The organism is Alphaproteobacteria bacterium, assembly GCA_019746225.1.
GTDB lineage: Bacteria > Pseudomonadota > Alphaproteobacteria > Paracaedibacterales > VGCI01 > VGCI01.
Genome location: JAIESE010000023.1, coordinates 16,378 through 36,373, shown reverse-complemented (window position 1 = coordinate 36,373; position 19,996 = coordinate 16,378). Strand labels below are relative to the sequence as shown.

16 protein-coding genes are annotated in these 19,996 nt (G+C 45.7%); 9 read left to right on the top strand and 7 right to left on the bottom strand.

The window, feature by feature from the left end; translation table 11 throughout:
• Window positions 1-127: 127 nt before the first annotated feature.
• The 5 genes from K2Y18_04310 to K2Y18_04290 form a co-directional block, all read right to left on the bottom strand.
• Window positions 128-1,027: a DUF4115 domain-containing protein gene (locus K2Y18_04310; protein MBX9804962.1), complete on the bottom strand. Its 900-nt coding sequence runs from the start codon at window positions 1,025-1,027 to the stop codon at window positions 128-130.
• 159 nt (window positions 1,028-1,186) lie between these two features.
• Window positions 1,187-2,713 carry a YifB family Mg chelatase-like AAA ATPase gene (locus K2Y18_04305; GenBank protein ID MBX9804961.1) on the bottom strand — a complete coding sequence of 509 codons (1,527 nt, stop codon included), beginning with the start codon at window positions 2,711-2,713 and terminating at the stop codon, window positions 1,187-1,189.
• 242 nt (window positions 2,714-2,955) lie between these two features.
• A complete protein-coding gene (locus K2Y18_04300; GenBank protein MBX9804960.1) occupies window positions 2,956-3,369 on the bottom strand; it encodes a leucine-rich repeat domain-containing protein in 414 nt (137 codons plus the stop codon).
• A 220-nt stretch (window positions 3,370-3,589) separates the two neighbouring features.
• The gene (locus tag K2Y18_04295) at window positions 3,590-5,035 is read right to left on the bottom strand and encodes a patatin-like phospholipase family protein (GenBank protein MBX9804959.1); all 1,446 of its coding nucleotides are present in this window, start codon (window positions 5,033-5,035) and stop codon (window positions 3,590-3,592) included.
• A 106-nt stretch (window positions 5,036-5,141) separates the two neighbouring features.
• Entirely contained in the window at window positions 5,142-5,459 is a 318-nt protein-coding gene (locus K2Y18_04290) for a hypothetical protein (protein ID MBX9804958.1), read from the bottom strand.
• Window positions 5,460-5,744: 285 nt separating this feature from the next.
• Between K2Y18_04290 and glmU the strand changes: the two genes are divergently transcribed.
• Together glmU and glmS are read left to right on the top strand one after the other, a co-directional pair.
• Complete coding sequence (gene glmU / locus K2Y18_04285; protein ID MBX9804957.1) at window positions 5,745-7,079, top strand: bifunctional UDP-N-acetylglucosamine diphosphorylase/glucosamine-1-phosphate N-acetyltransferase GlmU; 1,335 nt, start codon at window positions 5,745-5,747, stop codon at window positions 7,077-7,079.
• 13 nt (window positions 7,080-7,092) lie between these two features.
• Window positions 7,093-8,922 (top strand): glutamine--fructose-6-phosphate transaminase (isomerizing), encoded by a 1,830-nt coding sequence (gene glmS / locus K2Y18_04280; GenBank protein MBX9804956.1) that lies wholly within the window; start codon window positions 7,093-7,095, stop codon window positions 8,920-8,922.
• A gap of 4 nt (window positions 8,923-8,926) precedes the next feature.
• Here glmS and K2Y18_04275 read toward each other — a convergent pair whose 3' ends face one another.
• Both K2Y18_04275 and K2Y18_04270 read right to left on the bottom strand, forming a co-directional pair.
• The gene (locus K2Y18_04275; GenBank protein ID MBX9804955.1) at window positions 8,927-11,251 is read right to left on the bottom strand and encodes an AAA family ATPase; all 2,325 of its coding nucleotides are present in this window, start codon (window positions 11,249-11,251) and stop codon (window positions 8,927-8,929) included.
• Between the two features lie 129 nt (window positions 11,252-11,380).
• Window positions 11,381-13,156 carry an aminopeptidase P family protein gene (locus K2Y18_04270; protein ID MBX9804954.1) on the bottom strand — a complete coding sequence of 592 codons (1,776 nt, stop codon included), beginning with the start codon at window positions 13,154-13,156 and terminating at the stop codon, window positions 11,381-11,383.
• Window positions 13,157-13,406: 250 nt separating this feature from the next.
• Between K2Y18_04270 and K2Y18_04265 the strand changes: the two genes are divergently transcribed.
• From K2Y18_04265 to K2Y18_04235, 7 genes are all read left to right on the top strand, one after another.
• Window positions 13,407-14,138: an HAD family hydrolase gene (locus tag K2Y18_04265; GenBank protein ID MBX9804953.1), complete on the top strand. Its 732-nt coding sequence runs from the start codon at window positions 13,407-13,409 to the stop codon at window positions 14,136-14,138.
• 80 nt (window positions 14,139-14,218) lie between these two features.
• Entirely contained in the window at window positions 14,219-14,515 is a 297-nt protein-coding gene (gene hfq, locus K2Y18_04260; GenBank protein MBX9804952.1) for an RNA chaperone Hfq, read from the top strand.
• A gap of 5 nt (window positions 14,516-14,520) precedes the next feature.
• Window positions 14,521-15,867, top strand: a complete 1,347-nt coding sequence (gene hflX / locus K2Y18_04255; protein ID MBX9804951.1) for a GTPase HflX — start codon at window positions 14,521-14,523, stop codon at window positions 15,865-15,867.
• 1 nt (window position 15,868) lies between these two features.
• Window positions 15,869-16,363 carry a prolyl-tRNA synthetase associated domain-containing protein gene (locus K2Y18_04250; protein ID MBX9804950.1) on the top strand — a complete coding sequence of 165 codons (495 nt, stop codon included), beginning with the start codon at window positions 15,869-15,871 and terminating at the stop codon, window positions 16,361-16,363.
• Window positions 16,364-16,526: 163 nt separating this feature from the next.
• Window positions 16,527-16,994, top strand: coding sequence for a hypothetical protein (locus tag K2Y18_04245; GenBank protein MBX9804949.1), 468 nt, complete (start codon window positions 16,527-16,529; stop codon window positions 16,992-16,994).
• A gap of 238 nt (window positions 16,995-17,232) precedes the next feature.
• Window positions 17,233-18,534 (top strand): DUF4010 domain-containing protein, encoded by a 1,302-nt coding sequence (locus K2Y18_04240; protein ID MBX9804948.1) that lies wholly within the window; start codon window positions 17,233-17,235, stop codon window positions 18,532-18,534.
• Window positions 18,535-18,544: 10 nt separating this feature from the next.
• Window positions 18,545-19,906, top strand: a complete 1,362-nt coding sequence (locus tag K2Y18_04235; protein ID MBX9804947.1) for an MBL fold metallo-hydrolase — start codon at window positions 18,545-18,547, stop codon at window positions 19,904-19,906.
• Window positions 19,907-19,996 lie beyond the last annotated feature (90 nt).

Sequence of the window (19,996 nt, the reverse complement as noted above, 5' to 3'; positions counted from 1 at the left end):
ACCTAGAGGCTTTTTCTTTCACGTGTGGTGTCCTTTGTAGTGATCCTGCCTTAAATCACACCACATATTCGTTAAAATTTTAATAAGAAGAAGTTTATTGGGATACGTTCTTTATTCGTATGGTTGTCTACTGAAGGGTTTCCAGGCGAATGCCTCGTTTGACGTCACCCCGGGCACCTAGGGGCGGGAGCTTTTGGTCGCCTACAAAAATATCGATGCCGCCGGCGTTGCCCGTATTGATGATCGACCCCGGTTTTTCTGGCAACACATATTCTTCCCCCTTTTTCAGGACCTTCATAAAATAGATACGCCCGGCTTCATCGCGGATTTCAACCCAGGAAGGTTCCCTTGCCTTCAACGTTATTTTCTTCAAGGTTGAGGAGGGGAGTTTATTAACGGATAGGGAAGGAACTGGAAGGGGGGGGTGGGCACTCCCAACTTCTGGTAATTCAATAGGGGAAGTTGGTTTGGGTAAGGGCAGTACTTGGGCAGGCTCAACCTCTTCTTCCAAAAGAGGAACAGTCAGTGTGTCCTTTTCTTCAGGTTGTCCTACAGAGTCAATCAGGGCAGTTTCTAATGCAGGAGGGGCTTTTGAGGATGGCCTTAAAAAGAGATAGCCGCCGATGGCAATCAAGAGAATGAGGACACCAGATATGATGAGGAAAAGAGAATTGGGTTCTTCTTCAGATGGTGAGGTGAAAGGGACTTGACTGCGTTCATAGTCCGGTAGATTTGGCAGTGTGTTAACTCTGCGAACCAATTCTTCGCCGTCTAAATTCAGAAGGCGCGCATAGGTTCGAATAAACCCAAGAATGTAAACACGCCCTGGGAGTCCTGCAAGATCTCCTTCTTCCAAATCACTCAAATACTGTTGTCGAATGTGTATTTTGGAAGCAACATCTTCAATGGTGAGGTTCTGTTCTATCCGTGCTTCTGCAAGAACTTGGCCAACATCTCGAAAAACCGACGTAATTTTTTCGTCTGTCTGTTGGTTTGTTGAGTCTCTGGCTAAATTTACAGACCCCATTGCTTTGCGCTCACCTCTTAACGATCTTGACGACTTCACATCACTTAGAGCAAAAAAAACAATTTCATGCAATAAAGAAATCAAAATTTATAAATGATTTTAGGGAACTGACTGTAAGAGACACAATGGTTTTTATGGCTCGAGCCTAAAATTCTAATCTCAACTCTTCACCATGGGCATGCGCCGGTAACCTAACGCTTCCGCAATGTGGCGGCGTTTGACACTATCTGAGCCATCGAGGTCCGCCAACGTGCGGGCTACGCGAAGGACGCGGTGGTAGCCGCGGGCGGAAAGCTTCATCTTTTCCATGGCTTGGGTTAAGAGGGTTTGACCTGCTTCATCTGGGGTTGCGATTGTGTGAAGGGTGTCACCATCAACGACGGCATTTGTCAAAAGGCTCATTTTTGGGGTCATATTTTTATACCTCTCTCTTTGAATATTACGGGCGAAGGCCACACGCGTAGCGACATCGATGCTCCTTTCACGGGGAGAATTCCCCACCAAGTCTGTTGCAGGTACTTCTGGGACATCAATGGTGATGTCAAAGCGATCCAAAAGCGGCCCTGAGATTTTGTTTTGATACTCTTGCGCACATCGGGGCACACGCGCACATTCCCGGGGCGTATCTCCAAAATAGCCGCATCGACATGGATTCATGGCGGCGATCAATTGCACGCGGGCAGGGTAGGTGATATGGGCATTGGCACGGGCAACGACCGCACGACCTGTTTCCAACGGTTGGCGCAAGGCTTCAAGCGTAGGGCGATTAAATTCGGGCAACTCATCCAAAAACAACACCCCTAAATGAGCCAGCGAAATCTCTCCGGGCTTGCATCGAATTCCGCCGCCGACCATGGCGGGAAGGGACGCAGAATGATGGGGATCCCGAAAGGGGCGCTGGCGAATGAGCCCTTCTTCCGGAAGTGTGCCGCTCAAGCTATGGATCATCGTGACTTCCAAGGCTTCTGCAGGATCAAGAGGGGGGAGAATGCCTGGCAGGCGTGCCGCCAGCATGGATTTTCCAGCACCAGGGGGACCCAGCATTAGTAAATTATGTCCGCCCGCAGCGGTGACTTCCAGGGCGCGTTTGGCCATCTCTTGCCCTTTAATATCATAGAGATCGAGGGCGGATTTTGTAGATAATTCAGGAATTCGAGCTTGAGGAGGAGAGAGGACTTGCGTGCCCTTAAAGTGATTGACGAGGCTGAGCAGATTGGGGGCAGCCAGAATCAGCAAGTCGCCGGCCCAGGCGGCTTCGCTCCCACAGGCAGCAGGGCAAATGAGCCCACGGCCTGATGCTGCCGTGTCGATGGCGGCGGGGAGAATTCCAGAGACAGGGGCTAGTGAGCCATCTAACCCAAGTTCTCCCAAGGCAGTATAGTCAGCAATGTCTTCGGGGCTTAAGATCCCCATAATCACCATAAGCCCGAGAGCCACGGGGAGATCATAGTGCGACCCTTCTTTTTGAACGTCTGCTGGCGCTAAGTTAACGGTAATATGTCGGGAGGGCAGGGCAAGGCCAAGTGTGTGAAAACTGGCCCGAATGCGTTCCCGGGATTCGGTGACGGCTTTATCTCCTAAACCCACAATATGGAACTGGGGAACCCCTGCGGACGTTTGGACTTGGACATCAATTTCAAGAACTTCGACCCCTTGAAAGGCCACAGAGTAGACCCGACCCACCATGGATTTTCTCCCTTTTTATTATTAAGTGAGAGATTAACGTGTCGCCGTCATTTGGGCAAGAGAAATTACACCTATAGGATGTAAGGAAAAATTTAAAAAGTGAAAATTAAAATAGCAATCACACGCCTGAGGGGTGTTCTTGAGGTATTGTTTCGAGCTGAATTATGCTACTTGAAAAATAATGGGGACCTTATAGATCCCCATTATACACAATAATAAATATTATGGGTTGTTTGTATTCTCTAATGCATTGGGTTATATCCCAATTCGAAGAGAGCTTGGTCTTGTAGATCCAATACAAGAGGATTGCCTTCCAAAACTAATTCTTTTAATTTAAGAAGTTTAATCACGCCTTCAGGTACGACAATGTTCGCAGTACACACATCAGGTATTTGTGTGAATTTGTTGTTTGATAAGTTTAATACTTCGAGATTTTTGAGTTCACTGATTTTAAACGGCAAAGTTGTTAGCTGGTTGTGACTTAAAACTAGGGTTTTAATTTTAAGCTTATCTGTACTCGAAATTCGTGGCAGAAGTTCGCTGAGATCAGCAGTCGTGAGGTTGCGATTTTGCAAATCAAGCCTTCCATGGTTATCTACAACTGCATCCATTGTAAAAGTAGAGGACAAAAAGAAGGTTGTTGTTGCTACGGTCATAAATAATTTCTTTAACATAAATAAGCCTTTCACTTTGTGAGTTTAATAATAAAAACAATTTTTTTCTATAGATTATATAGTTTCTAAGTTGATTCTTGTCAATAGATAATCAAAAAAATCTATTAATTTGTGTTTTATCTGTAATTAATGATTATATTTTGAGTTTATTGTTGGTATAAATTTAAAATTAAATATATCAACAATAAGATTTATCCTGCTTCTATTTTTGTAAACTTTCTAACCGACGACGAAGGACTTCATTTGTTTCAATGCTCTCTTGATTCTTGCCCCATTCTGCGTCAGCGGCATCGTCTAATTCTCGGGCCTGTTCGTTGGTGAGTCTGTCCATAGGGATTGGGGTTTTCAGTTCTGGATTCAAGTAAAAATAGTTACCTTTTGTTAGGATATCAGTCATTGTGTCATGCATGCCTGAGACTTGGGTGCTCATAGCCATTTCAACAACGGGAGCAGCGGCTCGAAGCGCACCGGCATTTCCCGGGAGAAGGCTTGCAACAGGCATCTTACCTGTTCCAAAAGAGAACAAGGTAACCTGATCAAAGTGAAAAGGCATGGATTGCAGCGGCTCAACTCTTTCTTTCAACGCTAATAAGGTTTCAAGAGCAGGGTCGTTGACGCCGACACCACCATCGACAACTTCAACCGGGGCTAATAGCCCATCCTTCAAGGTAAATGCAGGGAAGTAGGTAGGTGCAGCAGATGTGGATCGACCCACTTGCCACGCTTTGCATAGGGGATGTTTTTGGCTATTGAGGATAAAAATTGTATTGTCGATGGGTTTAACGGTGGTGACGATTGTGGGTGTTAAAGCAGACCCGTAGAGGGTATCGCCCAGATCACGCTGGAGAAATTTTTCATAGGGACCCGGGTCATATTCGTTGTAATAGTAGGACGAAAGTTTTGAGGGGATATTCCACCAGGCTTTTTCGGGAAAGATGGTAGGTCCTTCATGGCGCATCATCTCTAATAATTCAGCCTCACTTTTGACGGGGTTTATGCCATCCAAACTCATCGATACACTTAACGCTTTGAGTCCACCGGTAGAGGTCCCGCCGATCTGGTCAAAAACTTTCCAAGTTGGTTGTTTGGTGAATTGATTCAATCGATCTAGCCAATAGGCCCCCAATCGGCCCCGAAGGCCACCCCCATTCATGGACAAGACAAGATATTTTGGCATTTTAGAAGGGCATGAATCCCCATTAGATTCATCAGAAGGGATATTCTTTGGTTTTGTGGGATTCTCTACTAAAACAAACTCATGTTTGTCTACGTTGGTGAGATGGGTTGGTTGAGGTGCAACAGGAGAGCTTCGAAACCCTGGTACATATTGTACGAGTCCCCCAATGAGACGAAAGGGATACGTGATCCCAGAATATAACCAAGATGAGGATGCTTGAGGACCGCGAGCTCTCTTTAAAGAGGCTTGGTGAATTTCTTCCGACCGAGCAGCATGAGCCTCATTAATGTCAAAAATTTTGACTTCTCTCAGGTCATGTGGAGGGAGATTGTGGTCTTTCAGCATTCTTGAAAATACAAGGTCATGATGCTTGTCTTCTTTGCCTGCTGACATTTCCATAGCTTCGATGGAGCTGAAGGAGGTTGTGGTCAGGATAAAAGCAAGAAGTTTAAGAGAATGGTTCTGGATCATGGTATTTCCTCCAGTTGATAGGCAGGAGCATCAAAAATGCCTCGTATGATTGATTCTATTATTCTGACAAAAAAGGGTTAAATAAACCCTAAAGCGGTGTCAGCGCTTATTTCTGACCTCCAGACCAAGGGCGCGGTAAGCTTGGCAGAAAGTTGTAAATACTCGTAGCGATGGAGCTTGTGTATTCCCATAGGGAGCTTGGAGGGAGTTTGTCTGATTCATGCCAATGAATGTGTCGAAAAGCCTCGTCTAAATCGTCATCATCATTTGTAACGGTGACGGTTAAACCACGGGCGAGTTGAGTAGATTTTTCGGGATCTGAGGGTTCCTTTGTATGTATTGAGGTCGGGGGTAGGCTTAGAAATAAAGTTAAGAAAATAAAAATTCTTGAGATGTTTATCAATCGAATGGGGGTGTTTGTCATGTATTTGTAGCCTCCTTATAGTAAAATATTTAAGAGACGTTGTTCGTAAATCTGAATTAATCAGATATACTGTAATATAGTACCGAAATAATGGTTAAGGGTGTGTGAAGGAAGACAACCAATTCTGTAATGAAGTGAGCGCTTGAGCTGTCTTACCTCCCTAATATTGGCAGAATTCTCATCATCTCGTTCTTCTGAAATCTTTTGTCACATTTTTAGGTGCTTTATGGGACTTTATGTATGATAGAACTAATCTTAAGGGTATTTAACGCTAGGGAATAAATAATGGTTGCAACGCTTATTTTAGCAGCAGGTCAAGGCACGCGGATGGTATCTGATTTGCCAAAGATTTTGCACCCCGTTGGGGGCAAGCCCATGATTCATTATGTGATTGATGCGGCACTCGGAATCGAGGCTGCGAACAGCACTCCTCAAACCGTTGTGGTGATTTCGCCAACGCTGGATGCGAAAGCGGTTGTTGGCGGTCGTGCGGCTCTAACCGCTGTTCAGCCGAAGCCGATCGGATCCGGAGATGCGGTCAAAAGAGGCCTTGAGGCCTTTTCACAGACACCTAAGACCGTCCTCATTCTTTGTGGGGATACCCCTCTTCTTGAAGCGGATACCTTATCTGCCGTCGTGGCTCAACATGAAGCGCGCCCTTCCCCTTGTATTACCGTCGTTGGGATGCGCCCGGAAAATACCGGTGCTTATGGCCGCCTTGTGGTGGATGAATCAGGAAAATTGGACCGTATCGTTGAGTATCGAGATACTTCTGAGCTTGAGCGTGCCATACCCTTATGCAATTCAGGCGTGATGGTTGTGGAGGGTGCTTTGTTGAAGCGCCTTGTTGCCAACCTAACGCCACAGAACGCAGCGGGTGAGTATTACTTGACGGATATTGTGGCTCATGCGCGCCAAGAGAATATCCTCTCTTGGGTTGTTGAAGTTCCTTATGAGTTTTTGCGTGGCATTAACACGCGCATTGACTTGGCGGCAGCTGAAGCTGCTTTCCAGGCGCGTTTGCGTCGTCAATTTATGGAAAATGGTGTGACCTTGACGGATCCTGCCAGTGTCTTCTTCAGTCATGATACAATAATTGGGCGTGATGTAACCATCAGTCCGAACGTTACCTTTGGGGAAGGGGTGGTTGTTGGCGATCGGGTGCGTATTTTGCCTGGATGTCATATTGAGAAAGCCACTCTTGGTCAGGGCGTAACGGTCGGGCCGTTCGCTCACTTACGAGAGGGAACCATCCTCGGGGATGGGGTGACCATCGGAAACTTTGTTGAAATTAAAAGCACAACCATGGGGGCCAGGACCAAGGCAAAGCACTTGTCATATTTGGGCAATGCAACCATTGGGGAAAATGTGAACATTGGGGCAGGGACGATTACCTGCAATCACAATGGGTTTGTGAAATCTCCAACAACCATCGGCGATGATGCCTACATTGGGTCTGACAGTTGTCTTGTAGCGCCGTTGACCGTAGGCGCGGGTGCAATTGTGGCAGCGGGAAGCGTTGTGAGTGAGGACGTTCCGGACAATGCCATGGCGATTGCCCGGCAACGTCAAGAGAATAAGCTCACCTGGGCAACCCAATTTCGAAAGCGTTATCAGTAAGGGAGAATAGTTTATGTGCGGTATTATTGGAATGATCAGCCAAACAACGGTTGCCCCAAGGTTATTGGAAGGGCTGAAACGCCTTGAATATCGGGGGTATGACTCGGCTGGTATTGCCACCTTAACAAATAAGGGTATCAGTCGCCGCCGGGCAGAAGGCAAGCTCCAACAGTTGCAAGATTTGGTGGAACACAGCCCTATTACTGGACTGCTCGGCATTGGGCATACGCGCTGGGCAACCCATGGTGCGCCCACAGAAGAAAATGCCCATCCTCATACGAGTGATCAAGTGGCCGTGGTTCATAACGGCATCATCGAAAATTATGTGGAGCTGAAGACGATGCTGATCGCCAAAGGCCACACGTTTCAAAGTCAAACGGATACAGAAGTTGTCGTGCATCTGTTGACCCAATACCTTGATGAAGGCAATACGCCCCTGGCCTCTGTCCAGCGAGCCTTGAAAGAACTCACCGGCGCTTTTGCCTTTGCTATTCTTTTTCGCGATCATGATAATCTCATGATCGTTGCACGTCGAGGAAGCCCCTTAGTCATTGGGTATGGGGATCAAGAGATGACGATCGGTTCTGATGCCCTGGCACTTGCCCCTTGGACTCAGCAGCTTTGTTATCTTGAGGAGGGTGACTATGCCCTCATCACGAAAGATGGAGCCGAAATTTATGACCAAACGGACAAGCGGGTCGAGCGACCCATTCGCATTTCGTTGTTGTCGGGAGATACGGTTGGCAAGGGTTCTTACCGCCACTTCATGCTGAAAGAAATCTTTGAACAGCCCACAACCATCAGCGACACGTTAAATTCTTTAATCAATCATCCCACACAATCGATTCAGTTGCCGACTTTGTCTTTCGATTGGGCAAAACTCCCGCGCCTCACCTTCGTTGCTTGTGGCACAGCCTTTCTTGCGGGTCTCACGGCCAAATATTGGTTTGAGAAATTTGCTCATCTGCCCGTTGATGTGGAGATTGCCTCCGAATTTCGCTATCGTGACCCGCAGTTAACGCCAGGGGGCGCGGCGATCTTTATCTCTCAATCTGGGGAGACGATTGATACGTTGTGCGCTTTGCAGCTTGCTACAGAGTTGAAGCATCATACGCTGGCGTTGGTGAATGCACCTGAAAGCTCGATGGCTCGTCAAGCCCAAAACGTGATTCACACCCAAGCATGGCCGGAAATTGGTGTCGCTTCCACGAAAGCCTTCACTGGTCAGTTGGCCGTTTTGGCATGTTTGGCCATTGCGGCAGGGCGCGCTCGGGGAGTCTTGTCTGCTGATGAGGAGCGAGATCTTGTTAAAAGCTTGCTGACGGTGCCATCTCACATTGTAAAAGTTTTGCAAAAAGACGATAAAATTCATGAGTTAGCGCATTTCATCCGTCCGGCCCACAGCTCCTTGTATTTGGGAAGGGGGACAAGCTACCCAATCGCGCTGGAAGGCGCTTTGAAGCTGAAGGAACTCTCCTATATTCACGCAGAAGGCTATCCCGCCGGAGAAATGAAGCATGGTCCCATCGCCTTGATTGATGAGGATGTGCCCGTGATTGTTTTGGCCCCGCAAGATGCGTGGTTTGATAAAACAGTGTCCAATATGCAGGAAGTTTTAGCCCGTGGCGCTTCTGTGATTTGTTTTACGGATGAAGCAACAGAAGCCCAGATTCAGGCATTGAGTGGGAAGATTACAACCTTTGCCCTTCCCCCAACAGATGCCTTTATTGCTCCGATCGTCTATACAATTCCTTTGCAACTTCTGGCCTATCATACAGCATTATTGCGGGGAACAGATGTGGACCAACCGCGAAATCTCGCAAAGTCCGTGACCGTGGAATAGTATTTTAAGATTTCAGCTTTTCGAGAGCTTCATGATAAAGAGCAAGCTTTTCTCTAACCGCTTTGAAGATGGTTTTCGGGGGAAGGCCCGTCAACAGACTCAATGCTTCTTCGATGCGGGAAACCGGCCAGATGGTAAAGTCTCCAACTTCCATTGCTTCCACAAGTTCATCCCGTAAGACCACATTCTCGATGTTGGTTTTTGGTATAATGACGCCTTGAGTCCCTGTGAGGCCTCTGTGCTTACAGGTTCGGTAAAATCCCTCAAGCTTATGAATGACGCCACCCACCGGTTGCACATCCCCGAATTGGTTGATGGACCCGGTGATGGCAATATCTTGGCGGATTGGGATCCCTGAAAGGGAAGACAAAATGGCGACCAACTCCGCAAGGGATGCACTATCCCCTTCAACCCCGCCATAATTTTGTTCAAAGGTAATGGAGCAACCGCAGGACAAAGGATAGTCTTGGGCGAACATCCCATTCAAGTAACCATCCAGAATCAGTACCCCCTTTTGTTGAATGGGGCCGCTCATTTCTGTTAAGCGCTCAATGTTGATGACGCCAAGCTCACCCGCGTAGGTCTGAGCGGTGATGCGATTTGGCAAACCATATTGATGATCACCGGTGGCAAGAACGGACAGGCCGTTGACTTGTCCAACGACGGAGCCAACTGTGTCGATTAATATCTGGCCGGATTCGATGTCTTCATGGGAGCGGTCTTCCAGACGGGCCGTTCGTTTGCGTCGTTCCCGAATGACAGTTTTGATATCCTCACGCGTAATTACGTCAGACTTTCTTGCAGGCGCACTTGCTGCAATGGTTCCGGCTTCACTTAAGACGTCTGCAATTAGTTCAAATTTTGAGTTGAGTTTTTTGCGATGTCCTACCCACCTTGCACTGTATCCCATAAGATATTGAGTGGCTTCTTGATCAATTTCTTGACCTGTATGGAGGATCGAGCCTTGCTGGATAAGCTTTGAATATATATTGATATTATGAGGGGTTGCTGGCAAGTCAGGGTCTATTTCCGCTTTGATTTTAAAGTAGGTTTTAAAATCGGTGTCATGGAAAAAGACCGAGTAGTACCACATCGGGGCTCCAATGAGAAAAACTTGCACATCTAAGGGAATGGAGATAGGTTCTGGAGCATCCAACAGGGGTGTTGAGGTATCTCTGTGCCGTTCTTCAATGCGAATCCGTTGGTCACGTAAAGCGGCTTTTAAGGCTTCCCATACTTCGGGAGCTTGTGCCAGAGCTTCTGCACGTAAAACGAGGACTCCCCCATTAGCTCGATGAAGAGCGCCGGGTCGAATCATAGTGAAATTTGTTTCCATTCCACCACCAACGATGGCGCGATATTTAATAGATCCAAATAAATTTTCATAGGTGGGGGAGGGCTCCAATACAACTTCAGGGAAATTTACGCCCCGGTTATTGATTAAGAGATTGACGTTATAGCGCTCCTCGACATAAGCGGGCAATTTGCTTTGCGTTTCCGGATCCTCGCTCAAGAAATCGTCAACGTGATTGAGAACGTCTTCTAAGAGCTCATCAATCCAGTCTTTAATGTATTTGTCAAATTCTTGACGATAGTGGCGGAAGAGAGGCTCAATAACCTGAGCGGCTATATTTTTCTTTGCTTCATTAATTTGAACAGTTAGTTGTCGGCTTGCCAAATGGGCAGAAGTTGTAATGCGATTTAATCGATCCTTAATCTCTTGAATGTCTTTGGGATGATAAGGGTGTTTGTTCTTTTTTACAGCAAGGGGATCTTCTATGAGCTGAATGCTAAAACCTTCACTTGTCTCTTCAATGCTCAAACCTCTGCTTTTTGCAAAATCCTGAACGGCTTGTAGTTCTTCTTGAACTTGTGTTTCAAGGGACGTCGTCATAGCATCTATTTGACTTGTGTAGTGGGGATGGGAAAAGGTCTTTGCCATAAGGGAATGCAAACTGGCGATCAGATCCATGGTTGCTGATTTTAACTGACAGCCTTTGCTGTTGGGAAGGCGAAAGGGTTTTGGGCGATGGGGTGATGAGAAATTATTGAGGTAAACCCAATCAGCAGGAGGGGGTAATTTTTGGATATACTGTTTTAGGAAAGAAAGGGTTGCGGTCATGCGCCCGCTTCGATCTTCGCCCACCACAAAAACATGAAACCCTTTGTTGCGCATTTTGAGCCCAAAGTTCATTGCTTCGTTCGCCCGAGCATGGGAGGACAAATCAAACAAAGTGACAGAGCGATGCTTTCGACCCTTCTCCTGCGTGGCGCGAAGGGGAAACATGGGAATGCCAGCATCTTTGGCTTTTAAGGGTGCTTTCTTCATACCTTAAAGTTTATAAATATAACTCTTAAGGGCGGGTTAAGATTTTGGTGTCTTTATGAAGAAAGAATTTTTATTTTTGGGTGAAGATGAGGGATGCTTCCTATAACACATGTATTATTACCTCTCCCCTCACACCTCCTCAGTGGCTGCCTTCAACCAGACCACATCATCACCACTTAACAAAGGTGTCAAAGTTTCCCGGACTTTCTTATGATAAGCGTTAAGCCAGGCACGTTCTTGTTCTGTTAGCATCTTTACCTCAATCAAGGTGCGATCGATTGGTACCACCGTGAGGGTCTCAAAGCCCAAAAGAGGGCGCTCTCCGCCCGAAGGAATGCCTTTTTCAGTAACAATCACAAGGCTTTCAATGCGAATGCCATAGGCGCCTGTCTTATAATAGCCAGGCTCGTTGGAGATAATCATGCCGGGTTGTAAAGCAACCGTAGAGGGGAATTTGCTGATCCGTTGAGGGCCTTCATGGACATTTAAATAACTGCCGACGCCGTGACCGGTGCCATGATCATAATCGAGGCCCGCCTCCCACAGAGCATAGCGGGCCAGTGGGTCAAGTTGAGATCCTGTTGTCCCAACTGGAAAGAGGGCTTTTCCGAGAGAAATATGGCCCTTCAGCACGCGTGTGAAGCGATCCTTTTGTTCCGCTGTAGGTGTGCCGATAGCAACAGTGCGGGTAATATCTGTTGTGCCATTCAGGTACTGACCTCCCGAATCGACCAGATAAAGGGAGCCAAGCTCTAGAGGGCGATTTGTTTCAGGAGATACCTTGTAGTGCACAATCGCCCCATTGGGCCCAGCGCCGGAAATAGTTTCAAAACTCAAATCCCTCAATTGCTTATTTTCTTTACGAAAAGCGAAGAGTTTTTCAGCGGCGTCGATTTCTGTGACGGCTCCTTTCAAAGCATTTTTCGATAACCATGCCAGAAAGCGCGTGACAGCAACGCCGTCTTGAATATGGGCCAGGACAGCCCCTTGGGCTTCCACAGGGTTTTTGATGGCTTTAGGGAGAGCGCAAGGGTCAGGGCTGTGAAGAAGGGTGCAGTTCTCGAGTTGCTGAAGAAGGGCCAAAGGTGTGAGTGCCGGATCTATGAGAATCGCTTTCTCTTTTAAATTGCTTAACCAACTCTCAAGGGAGAGGGGATCTTGCAAACGAACGTCAGGGCCAAGATGGTTTCTTACCTGAGTTGAAACCTTTGAAGAATCCATAAATAAATCTACCGTTCTATCCTTCCAGATTAAAGCAAATCCTTGCGCCACGGGAGTGTGCGGCACATCATTTCCTCGAATATTTAAGAGCCACGCAATCGATTCTGAGGCGGTTAGGAGGGCAGCATCTGCTTTCTTTTCTCGTAAAGATGTTGCAATGAGTTTCCGTTTCTCTTCAGAAGAAATGCCGGCATAAGATAAGTCATGAGGTTGCACCGGACTCTTTGGCGGTGAAGGGCGATCTTTCCACAGTTTATCGATAAGATTTTGAGGGGCAGGAAGGAAAGTTGCTCCAACTGCTTCACAGACGTTTTGTCCACGTGTTTTGTCATTTAATGTGTGAAGCCAGGGGTCGTAGAATATCTTTTGCCCCCCTTCCAGATGCTTTTTTGCCCATGTGCACGGGGGACAATCCGTTGATAAACAAATTTCATAAGCACTGGTATCCACTTGGGCTTGAGCTTGCAATGTGTAACGTCCGTCTACAAAAAGGGCAGCTTTTTCTTTCAAAACGATCGCCATTCCAGCAGAGCCAGTGAATCCCGTTAACCAGGACAGACGCTCATCACAAAGTGCGACATATTCTCCCTGATAAGCATCCGTTCGAGGGATAACAAACCCATCTCCACCAAGAGATGTCAACAATTGTCGAAGATCTGCGAGACGGCTTGCATTAGCTGGCATTTCAGGGGTCCTTGTCTTGTAATGAATGACCTACTTTCATCTTAATCTTACATAATCCACCCTCATGAAACTATCTTAATTCAGTAACAGTCAATAACATTTTTAAACATTTATAGGAGATTTAGAAACAAAGGGGGTATTTTTGAGCTAGAAAAGGGGGTATATTAAAAGTCTAAATATGCCCTATGAAACGTAATGTTCTGGGATGATTTCTGCCTATGTTTGTAATATTGTTATAAGGATTTCAGCTATGGTGGTACTTTCTCAAATTCCGACTGATAAAATTTTTGATAAAAATCAAAAGTCAAGAAGCGATAAGGTGGGGTCAATCCCGTCCTCTATTTCTGCTGCTCTTCCCCCCACTGCCGTTTTGTTTGATTGGGATAACACCCTTGTGGATACGTGGAAGACGATATTTTATGCCGTGAATGACACCCTTCTGGCATTTGGTTTGGAGCCTTGGACAGAAGAGTTTGCGCTTTCCAATATTCAACGTTCTGGGCGAGAAGCTTTTCCCAAATGGTTTGGAGATAAGGCCAAAGAGGCGCAAACCTTCTTTTATAGGCTTGTTGAGGAAGACAATCTCCAAGGACTGAATCCCATGCCAGGGGCAGAGGCGGTTCTTGAGGTTCTTGTGGGTAAAGGAATTCCTGTTGGGATTATCAGTAATAAAAAGGGAGCTTTTTTGAGGAAAGAAGTCGCCCATTTAGGGTGGGGGGATTATTTTGGCACGGTTGTAGGGGCTGGGGATGCCCTGAGAGACAAGCCTGCGGCCGATCCGGTTTTGCTTGCTTTAGAATCTCTTAAGGTACCTCCTTCCCAAAAAGTTTGGATTATTGGAGATGCTCCTGTCGATTGGGATTGTGCTTTGGCTGCGGGATGTCAACCTGTTGCTATTGGAAAGAGATTTGAGCCATCATCGCCGATGATTGTTTCTATTGAAAATTGTGGCAACTTAAAAAAAATATTTATCAAAATGTAATTTCCCCCCTTGGTCTTTTGGGCAAATCGTACTATTCATAAATTAGAATAAATTTTAATAAAAAGAGGGAGTGCAGTCCTGTGGCCAACGATAAGCCTGTGAATGTTCAAGATGTTTTTCTCAACCATGTCCGTAAAAACAAAACCCCATTGACAGTTTTCCTAGTCAATGGCGTGAAGTTGCAAGGTGTTGTGACTTGGTTTGATAGCTTTTCGATGCTCTTGCGTCGGGAGGGGCATTCCCAGCTTGTTTACAAACATGCTATCTCCACCGTCATGCCACAAGGGCCGATTCAGTTATTTGAGGCTTCTTCTGCCGTAGGTGCGGATGAGCATTCTATAGAAGATCCTGAATTTCATGAAGATGATGGGGAATAATCTGATTGATTGACGATCGGGCTTCCAAAACCCCCACGCGAACGGGGGTTCTTCATGCAAGTTTTCGAACGCGCAATATAAAAGAGGGAGATATCATCTCCCCCAAAGCGAGAACCGTTCAAGGTCGACTGGATGAAGCTGTCGGTCTTGCACTTGCGATTAATCTAAATGTTGTTCACAGTCAGGTCATTCAATTACATAAAGTTGTTCCCGCAACCTTGATTGGAAAAGGAAACCTTGAGGCGTTGACAGGGCTTATTAAGGCTCTGGAAATCGAACTTATGGTTGTGGATAACGCGCTTACACCCATTCAACAGAGAAATTTGGAAAAAGCTTGGGGATGTAAGGTCATTGATCGCACCGGTTTGATCATTGAAATTTTCGGTGATCGAGCGCGCACAGCCGAAGGGTCTCTCCAGGTTGAACTTGCAGCCCTTAATTATCAGCGCAGTCGCCTGGTTCGGTCTTGGACCCACTTGGAGCGACAACGGGGCGGATTCGGGTTCATTGGTGGACCGGGTGAATCGCAGTTGGAGCTAGATCGCCGCTTGATTGATGATCGCATTTTAAAAATTAAGAAAGGGCTTGCCGCAGCTAAACGAACGCGTGGGCTGCATCGCACCGCTCGCAGTCGCGTGCCCTATCCCGTTGTGGCCTTGGTTGGCTATACCAATGCGGGAAAGTCAACCTTGTTCAATCTGATTGCCCATGCGGATGTGTTTGCAGAAGATCTTCTATTTGCAACCCTTGATCCTACCATGCGACAGGTCAAATTGCCCAGCGGTCGTCAGATTATATTATCAGATACGGTCGGCTTTATCTCAGACTTGCCAACGCAATTGATTGCAGCTTTTCGAGCCACTTTGGAAGAAGTGTGTGCCGCGGACCTCATTCTCCATGTTCGAGATATTGCGCACGCCGAGACAGACCAACAAGCAGACGATGTCTATCAAGTGCTTGAAGAACTCGATATTACACATCCCCTAGAGTCAGGGATTCTTTTAGAGGTGTGTAATAAACTAGACCTTCTGGAAGGGGAGGAGCTCGCAAGTCTTGAAAATCGGTTGAAACGCGACGACAATGTGGTTGCGATTTCGGCCATCAATGGTCAAGGCATTGAGACGTTGTTAGGGCGCATTGATGAAAAGTTGAGAGAGAAGGGGACCATTCTTGTGGTGACCATTCCAGCCTCAGAAGGAGAAGTGTTGGCGTGGTGTTATCGCCAAGGGGTGATTGTTAGTCGCGAAGATGAAGACGAAGTGATCCACCTGACTTTACGCTTAAAACCAGCCGAAAAGCAGAAGCTTATGGAGCGATTTGGGATTCTGATTACCTCACCTGGAGAAAAATAGGATGCCTCATCAAAAGCTGTTTGAGTTATTTAAAAAATATGGTTTGGACTATGAACTTTTTACCCATGAACCCCTATTTACAGCTGAAGACGCTGAAAAACTTCAGGTGGTGATTGAGGGAGCACATGGTAAAAATCTTTTCTTAAAAGATAAAAAGAAGCAATATTTTCTTGTTTCAGTTCTTGATTCAAAGCGTGTTGACTTAAAGGCGCTTGCAAAGAAATTTGCTTCAGGCCATCTTTCGTTTGGAAGTGCAGAAGAGCTGGCTTGTTTTTTGGGTGTTGCTCCAGGTTCCGTTACGCCCTATGGCCTTTTGAATGATAAAGATCGTAAAGTCAAATTCTTATTAGATAAGGATTTTTTGACGTATGATTTGGTAAATTTTCACCCCCTTCGAAACGATATGACCATCAGTGTGCGTCTAAAACATTTTCTGACTTTTTTCGAAAATATTGATCATAATCCCCAAATTGAACATATTCCTGAGATTGTTTAGAAGGTTAAATTCTTCTCCATATTAGCTGAATAAAAAGTGTTCAAGTTGTTTCGTGTTTGATTTAATAAAATTTAACTAAATAAAAAACATTTGTAAAGATTAAATAATAAACATATATATACTTTAAACAATTAAAATTTCCACATTTTTAAAAAGGTATATTATGAAGAAAGCATTATTAATCGTTATGGCTTTGTGCGTTTTCCAAACGCAAGGGGCAGAAAACAAAAATCCTAGTGAAAGTGCTCTTTCCACACATAAAAGAGTATGTTCAGATGATATCAGTGAATGCGCAAAAGAAATGAGCGACGTTTATAACACAAACATGCGTTTGACAGGGACAAATCCCTTTAAAACGCTTTCAAGAGTTTTTCATTTAAATGAGGAAGCAAGACTTAACATATTTACACAATATGCAAAGGCTGGCATGAGTGTTGAAGAAGGTTTATATCAGTTTATAAAAGGTGGGGCTGTAGCGATTATTCAAATTCCTCATTATAGCCGATTCCCAACCTTATTTAAACTTGTCGAAGAACTTGGTCCGTACGTTAGTACATTAGAACATATTTGTAATAAAAGAATGCGACCTTCTGAAGGTGAAGACGATGTAACAGGTGACGATGATCAATAGGCCCTGCACAAGACTCTCTATAACCTTTTAATCTTCTAAGCGTAAATGACCCTCTGGGGTTATTTACGCTCCTTTGCTTTCTAAACATTTTCCTTAACCGATAGACTTTTCTAAATGATGAACCTCTTGGAATTGCTCATCAGACACTGTTGACATACCCTTTTAACCTTTGAGACAATCGTATAAGATACGTGAAATACGTTTCTTTTAGAAATTGCCCTATAATCAAGGAGATGAAATGGACGGCATCAGTTTGGCTCTGGCCTCAGCAGTGAATCCACAAAAGCTTCTCTTGTTGTTGGGGTTGTCATTCTTCTTAGGCTTGGCCTATGAAGATTTATATGGCCGCAGCCAATTCCACCATCCTGGTGGTGTTCGCACCTTTCCTCTGCTCTCCATGTCCGGGGTTTGTTTGTATCTGTTGGAGCCCCATTATGGAATCGTTTTTGCCGCGGGTTTGGTGATTCTGGGCCTCTGGCTTCTGGCCTATTACCAGTATCATTTACGCTATAGCGCCCGGAATGAAGAGTCCGCAGGGGGCTTGGTGGCATTGACCTCAAACCTTCTTGCCTATCTGTTGGGCCCCATCACTATTTTGGAAACCAGTTGGTTTGCGATTGGCTTGACCGTCAGTACGGTTTTATTTTTAGGGGCGCGAGATCGATTGCACGATATTGCACGCCAGGTTCCAACGGACGAAATTACAGCCACAGGAAAGTTCTTGATTCTGACGGGTATCATCCTTCCCCTTTTGCCAGATACGCCAGTGACAACCTTCACGCCGATTACGCCCTATCAAGTGTGGTTGGCGGTGGTTGTGGTGAGTGGCATTTCTTACGCGAGCTACCTCATTCAAAGATATAAGTCAGAAAAGGGAGGTATTTGGTTAACTTCCGTTTTGGGGGGGATTTATTCCTCTACCATTACGACTGTTGTCTTGTCGCGCCATGCGATGCAAAAGCATATTAACCCAGAAATGTTTCATTTTGCGGTCATTATGTCGACGACAATGGTCTACTTACGCCTATTTGTTATCATTATGGTTTTCAATATTTCTCTTGCCAAACAGATGGCTGGAACATTGATCAGTCTCTTTTTCATTTCTTTGTTCTTGTCCCTTATTTTGTACCATCGGGGTCACAAAAGTATGGCTACGGATGAAAATGTGATTGTTACCCAAAAGAACCCCTTAGAATTAGCGGCGGCATTGATCTTTGCGACCCTGTTTGTTTTGATTTCTCTTGCCTCTGCTTGGGCGAAAATTAACTTTGGCGATATCGGGTTATATACATTGGCAATGATCATTGGTGTGTCGGATATTTCCCCTTTTGTGGTGAGCTTGGCGCAAGACAGCGTCCATGGATTGAATCCGAAAGTTATTTCAGCCTCAATATTAATTGCCACATCCTCCAACAATTTGCTGAAGGCTGTTTATGCAACGATCTTTGCTGGACTTAGAATGAGCGTCGTTCCCATCATTCTTCTTGTTTTTCTTGCAATTATTGGATGTATTCAACCCTTAATGGACCTTTTAGGATAGACAAACAGCAATGGAAATTCAATTTTTAGGGGCGACAGGAACCGTTACAGGTTCAAAGTACCTCGTGACCGTTAGGAACAAAAAAATTCTGGTTGATTGTGGGTTGTTCCAAGGCCTCAAACCATTACGGCTTCGCAATTGGGCACCGTTACCGTTTTCACCTAAATCCCTAGACGCATTGATTTTGACCCACGCCCACCTGGATCACTCGGGCGCAATCCCATTGATTGTGCGTGCAGGTTTTCATAAAAAAATATATTGTTCCCCTGCGACCAAGGATCTGTGTGAGATTCTCTTACCTGATAGTGGCCATATTCAAGAAGAAGATGCCTATTTCGCCAATAAGCATGCCTTCTCAAAACATCATCCGGCCTTGCCCCTTTATACGCAAGAAGAGGCAGAAACCTCCTTGAAATATATAAGCGCTGTCCCTTATCACGAAAAAGTTTCCTTAGGGGACGGTGTGACTTTTGAATTGATTCCAGCGGGACATATCTTAGGGGCCTCCTTTGTTCGTATTTCTGATGGGGATAAAACCCTTATGTTCAGTGGTGACTTAGGCCGCCCCAATGACCCCTTAATGAAGGCACCAACTCTTATAGAAAGCGCAGATTACCTTGTTGTAGAGTCAACTTATGGTAATCGACTCCATGATGAGTCAGATGTAAAGGAAATTTTGGCTGATGCGATCAATCGAACGGTCCATCGCGGAGGCATCGTTATCATCCCCGCTTTTGCTGTCGGGAGGGCCCAAGTCCTCATGTATCTTTTGCAACAGCTCAAAGATGAAGGAAAAATTGTAGACGTTCCGATATATCTTGATAGCCCAATGGCAACGGATGTGACGAATCTGTATCGTAAATACAGTGATTTGCATCGATTAACGCCTGACGAGTGCCGAAAGATGTGTGCAAGTGCAAATTTGGTGACAACACCGGATGAGTCAAAAGCATTAGATCATCAGAACTTTCCGATGGTTATCGTATCTGCAAGCGGTATGGCAACCGGAGGGCGTGTGCTTCATCACCTAAAGGCGTTTGTATCAGATCGGCGTAATACGGTTATATTTGCAGGGTTTCAGGCAGCTGGAACACGTGGTGAAGCGATGGTCAATGGCGCCACAGAAATTAAAATTCATGGGAATTTTGTCCCCATACGAGCTGAAGTGATGATCTTGCATAATTTGTCAGCCCATGCGGACGCCAACGAAATCTTGGGATGGCTAAAACACTTTAAAAAGCCTCCTCGGCAAACATTCATCACTCATGGGGAACCTGCACCTGCAGATGCGTTGCGTCATAAGATCGAAAATCGCCTTCAATGGTCCTGTTATGTGCCTGAGTATCTTGAGAAGGTCGAGTTGGGAGATTGATGAGTCCATCTATCAGGCCCATTCGTTCGAAATCGCTCAGTCAGGAAGAGTCATTTTTAATAATTTTTCAGAATTTTTTAAAATTCAAAA

Excerpts from the sequence above, each read along its gene's own strand:
- K2Y18_04245 (MBX9804949.1), top strand. The coding sequence starts at position 16,527 with ATGAAGAAAGCATTATTAATCGTTATGGCTTTGTGCGTTTTCCAAACG.
- K2Y18_04295 (MBX9804959.1), bottom strand. The coding sequence starts at position 5,035 with ATGATCCAGAACCATTCTCTTAAACTTCTTGCTTTTATCCTGACCACA.
- K2Y18_04305 (MBX9804961.1), bottom strand. The coding sequence starts at position 2,713 with ATGGTGGGTCGGGTCTACTCTGTGGCCTTTCAAGGGGTCGAAGTTCTT.
- K2Y18_04275 (MBX9804955.1), bottom strand. The coding sequence starts at position 11,251 with ATGAAGAAAGCACCCTTAAAAGCCAAAGATGCTGGCATTCCCATGTTT.
- K2Y18_04310 (MBX9804962.1), bottom strand. The coding sequence starts at position 1,027 with ATGGGGTCTGTAAATTTAGCCAGAGACTCAACAAACCAACAGACAGAC.
- glmU (MBX9804957.1), top strand. The coding sequence starts at position 5,745 with ATGGTTGCAACGCTTATTTTAGCAGCAGGTCAAGGCACGCGGATGGTA.
- K2Y18_04265 (MBX9804953.1), top strand. The coding sequence starts at position 13,407 with ATGGTGGTACTTTCTCAAATTCCGACTGATAAAATTTTTGATAAAAAT.
- K2Y18_04235 (MBX9804947.1), top strand. The coding sequence starts at position 18,545 with ATGGAAATTCAATTTTTAGGGGCGACAGGAACCGTTACAGGTTCAAAG.
- K2Y18_04250 (MBX9804950.1), top strand. The coding sequence starts at position 15,869 with ATGCCTCATCAAAAGCTGTTTGAGTTATTTAAAAAATATGGTTTGGAC.
- K2Y18_04240 (MBX9804948.1), top strand. The coding sequence starts at position 17,233 with ATGGACGGCATCAGTTTGGCTCTGGCCTCAGCAGTGAATCCACAAAAG.
- glmS (MBX9804956.1), top strand. The coding sequence starts at position 7,093 with ATGTGCGGTATTATTGGAATGATCAGCCAAACAACGGTTGCCCCAAGG.
- K2Y18_04290 (MBX9804958.1), bottom strand. The coding sequence starts at position 5,459 with ATGACAAACACCCCCATTCGATTGATAAACATCTCAAGAATTTTTATT.
- K2Y18_04270 (MBX9804954.1), bottom strand. The coding sequence starts at position 13,156 with ATGCCAGCTAATGCAAGCCGTCTCGCAGATCTTCGACAATTGTTGACA.
- K2Y18_04300 (MBX9804960.1), bottom strand. The coding sequence starts at position 3,369 with ATGACCGTAGCAACAACAACCTTCTTTTTGTCCTCTACTTTTACAATG.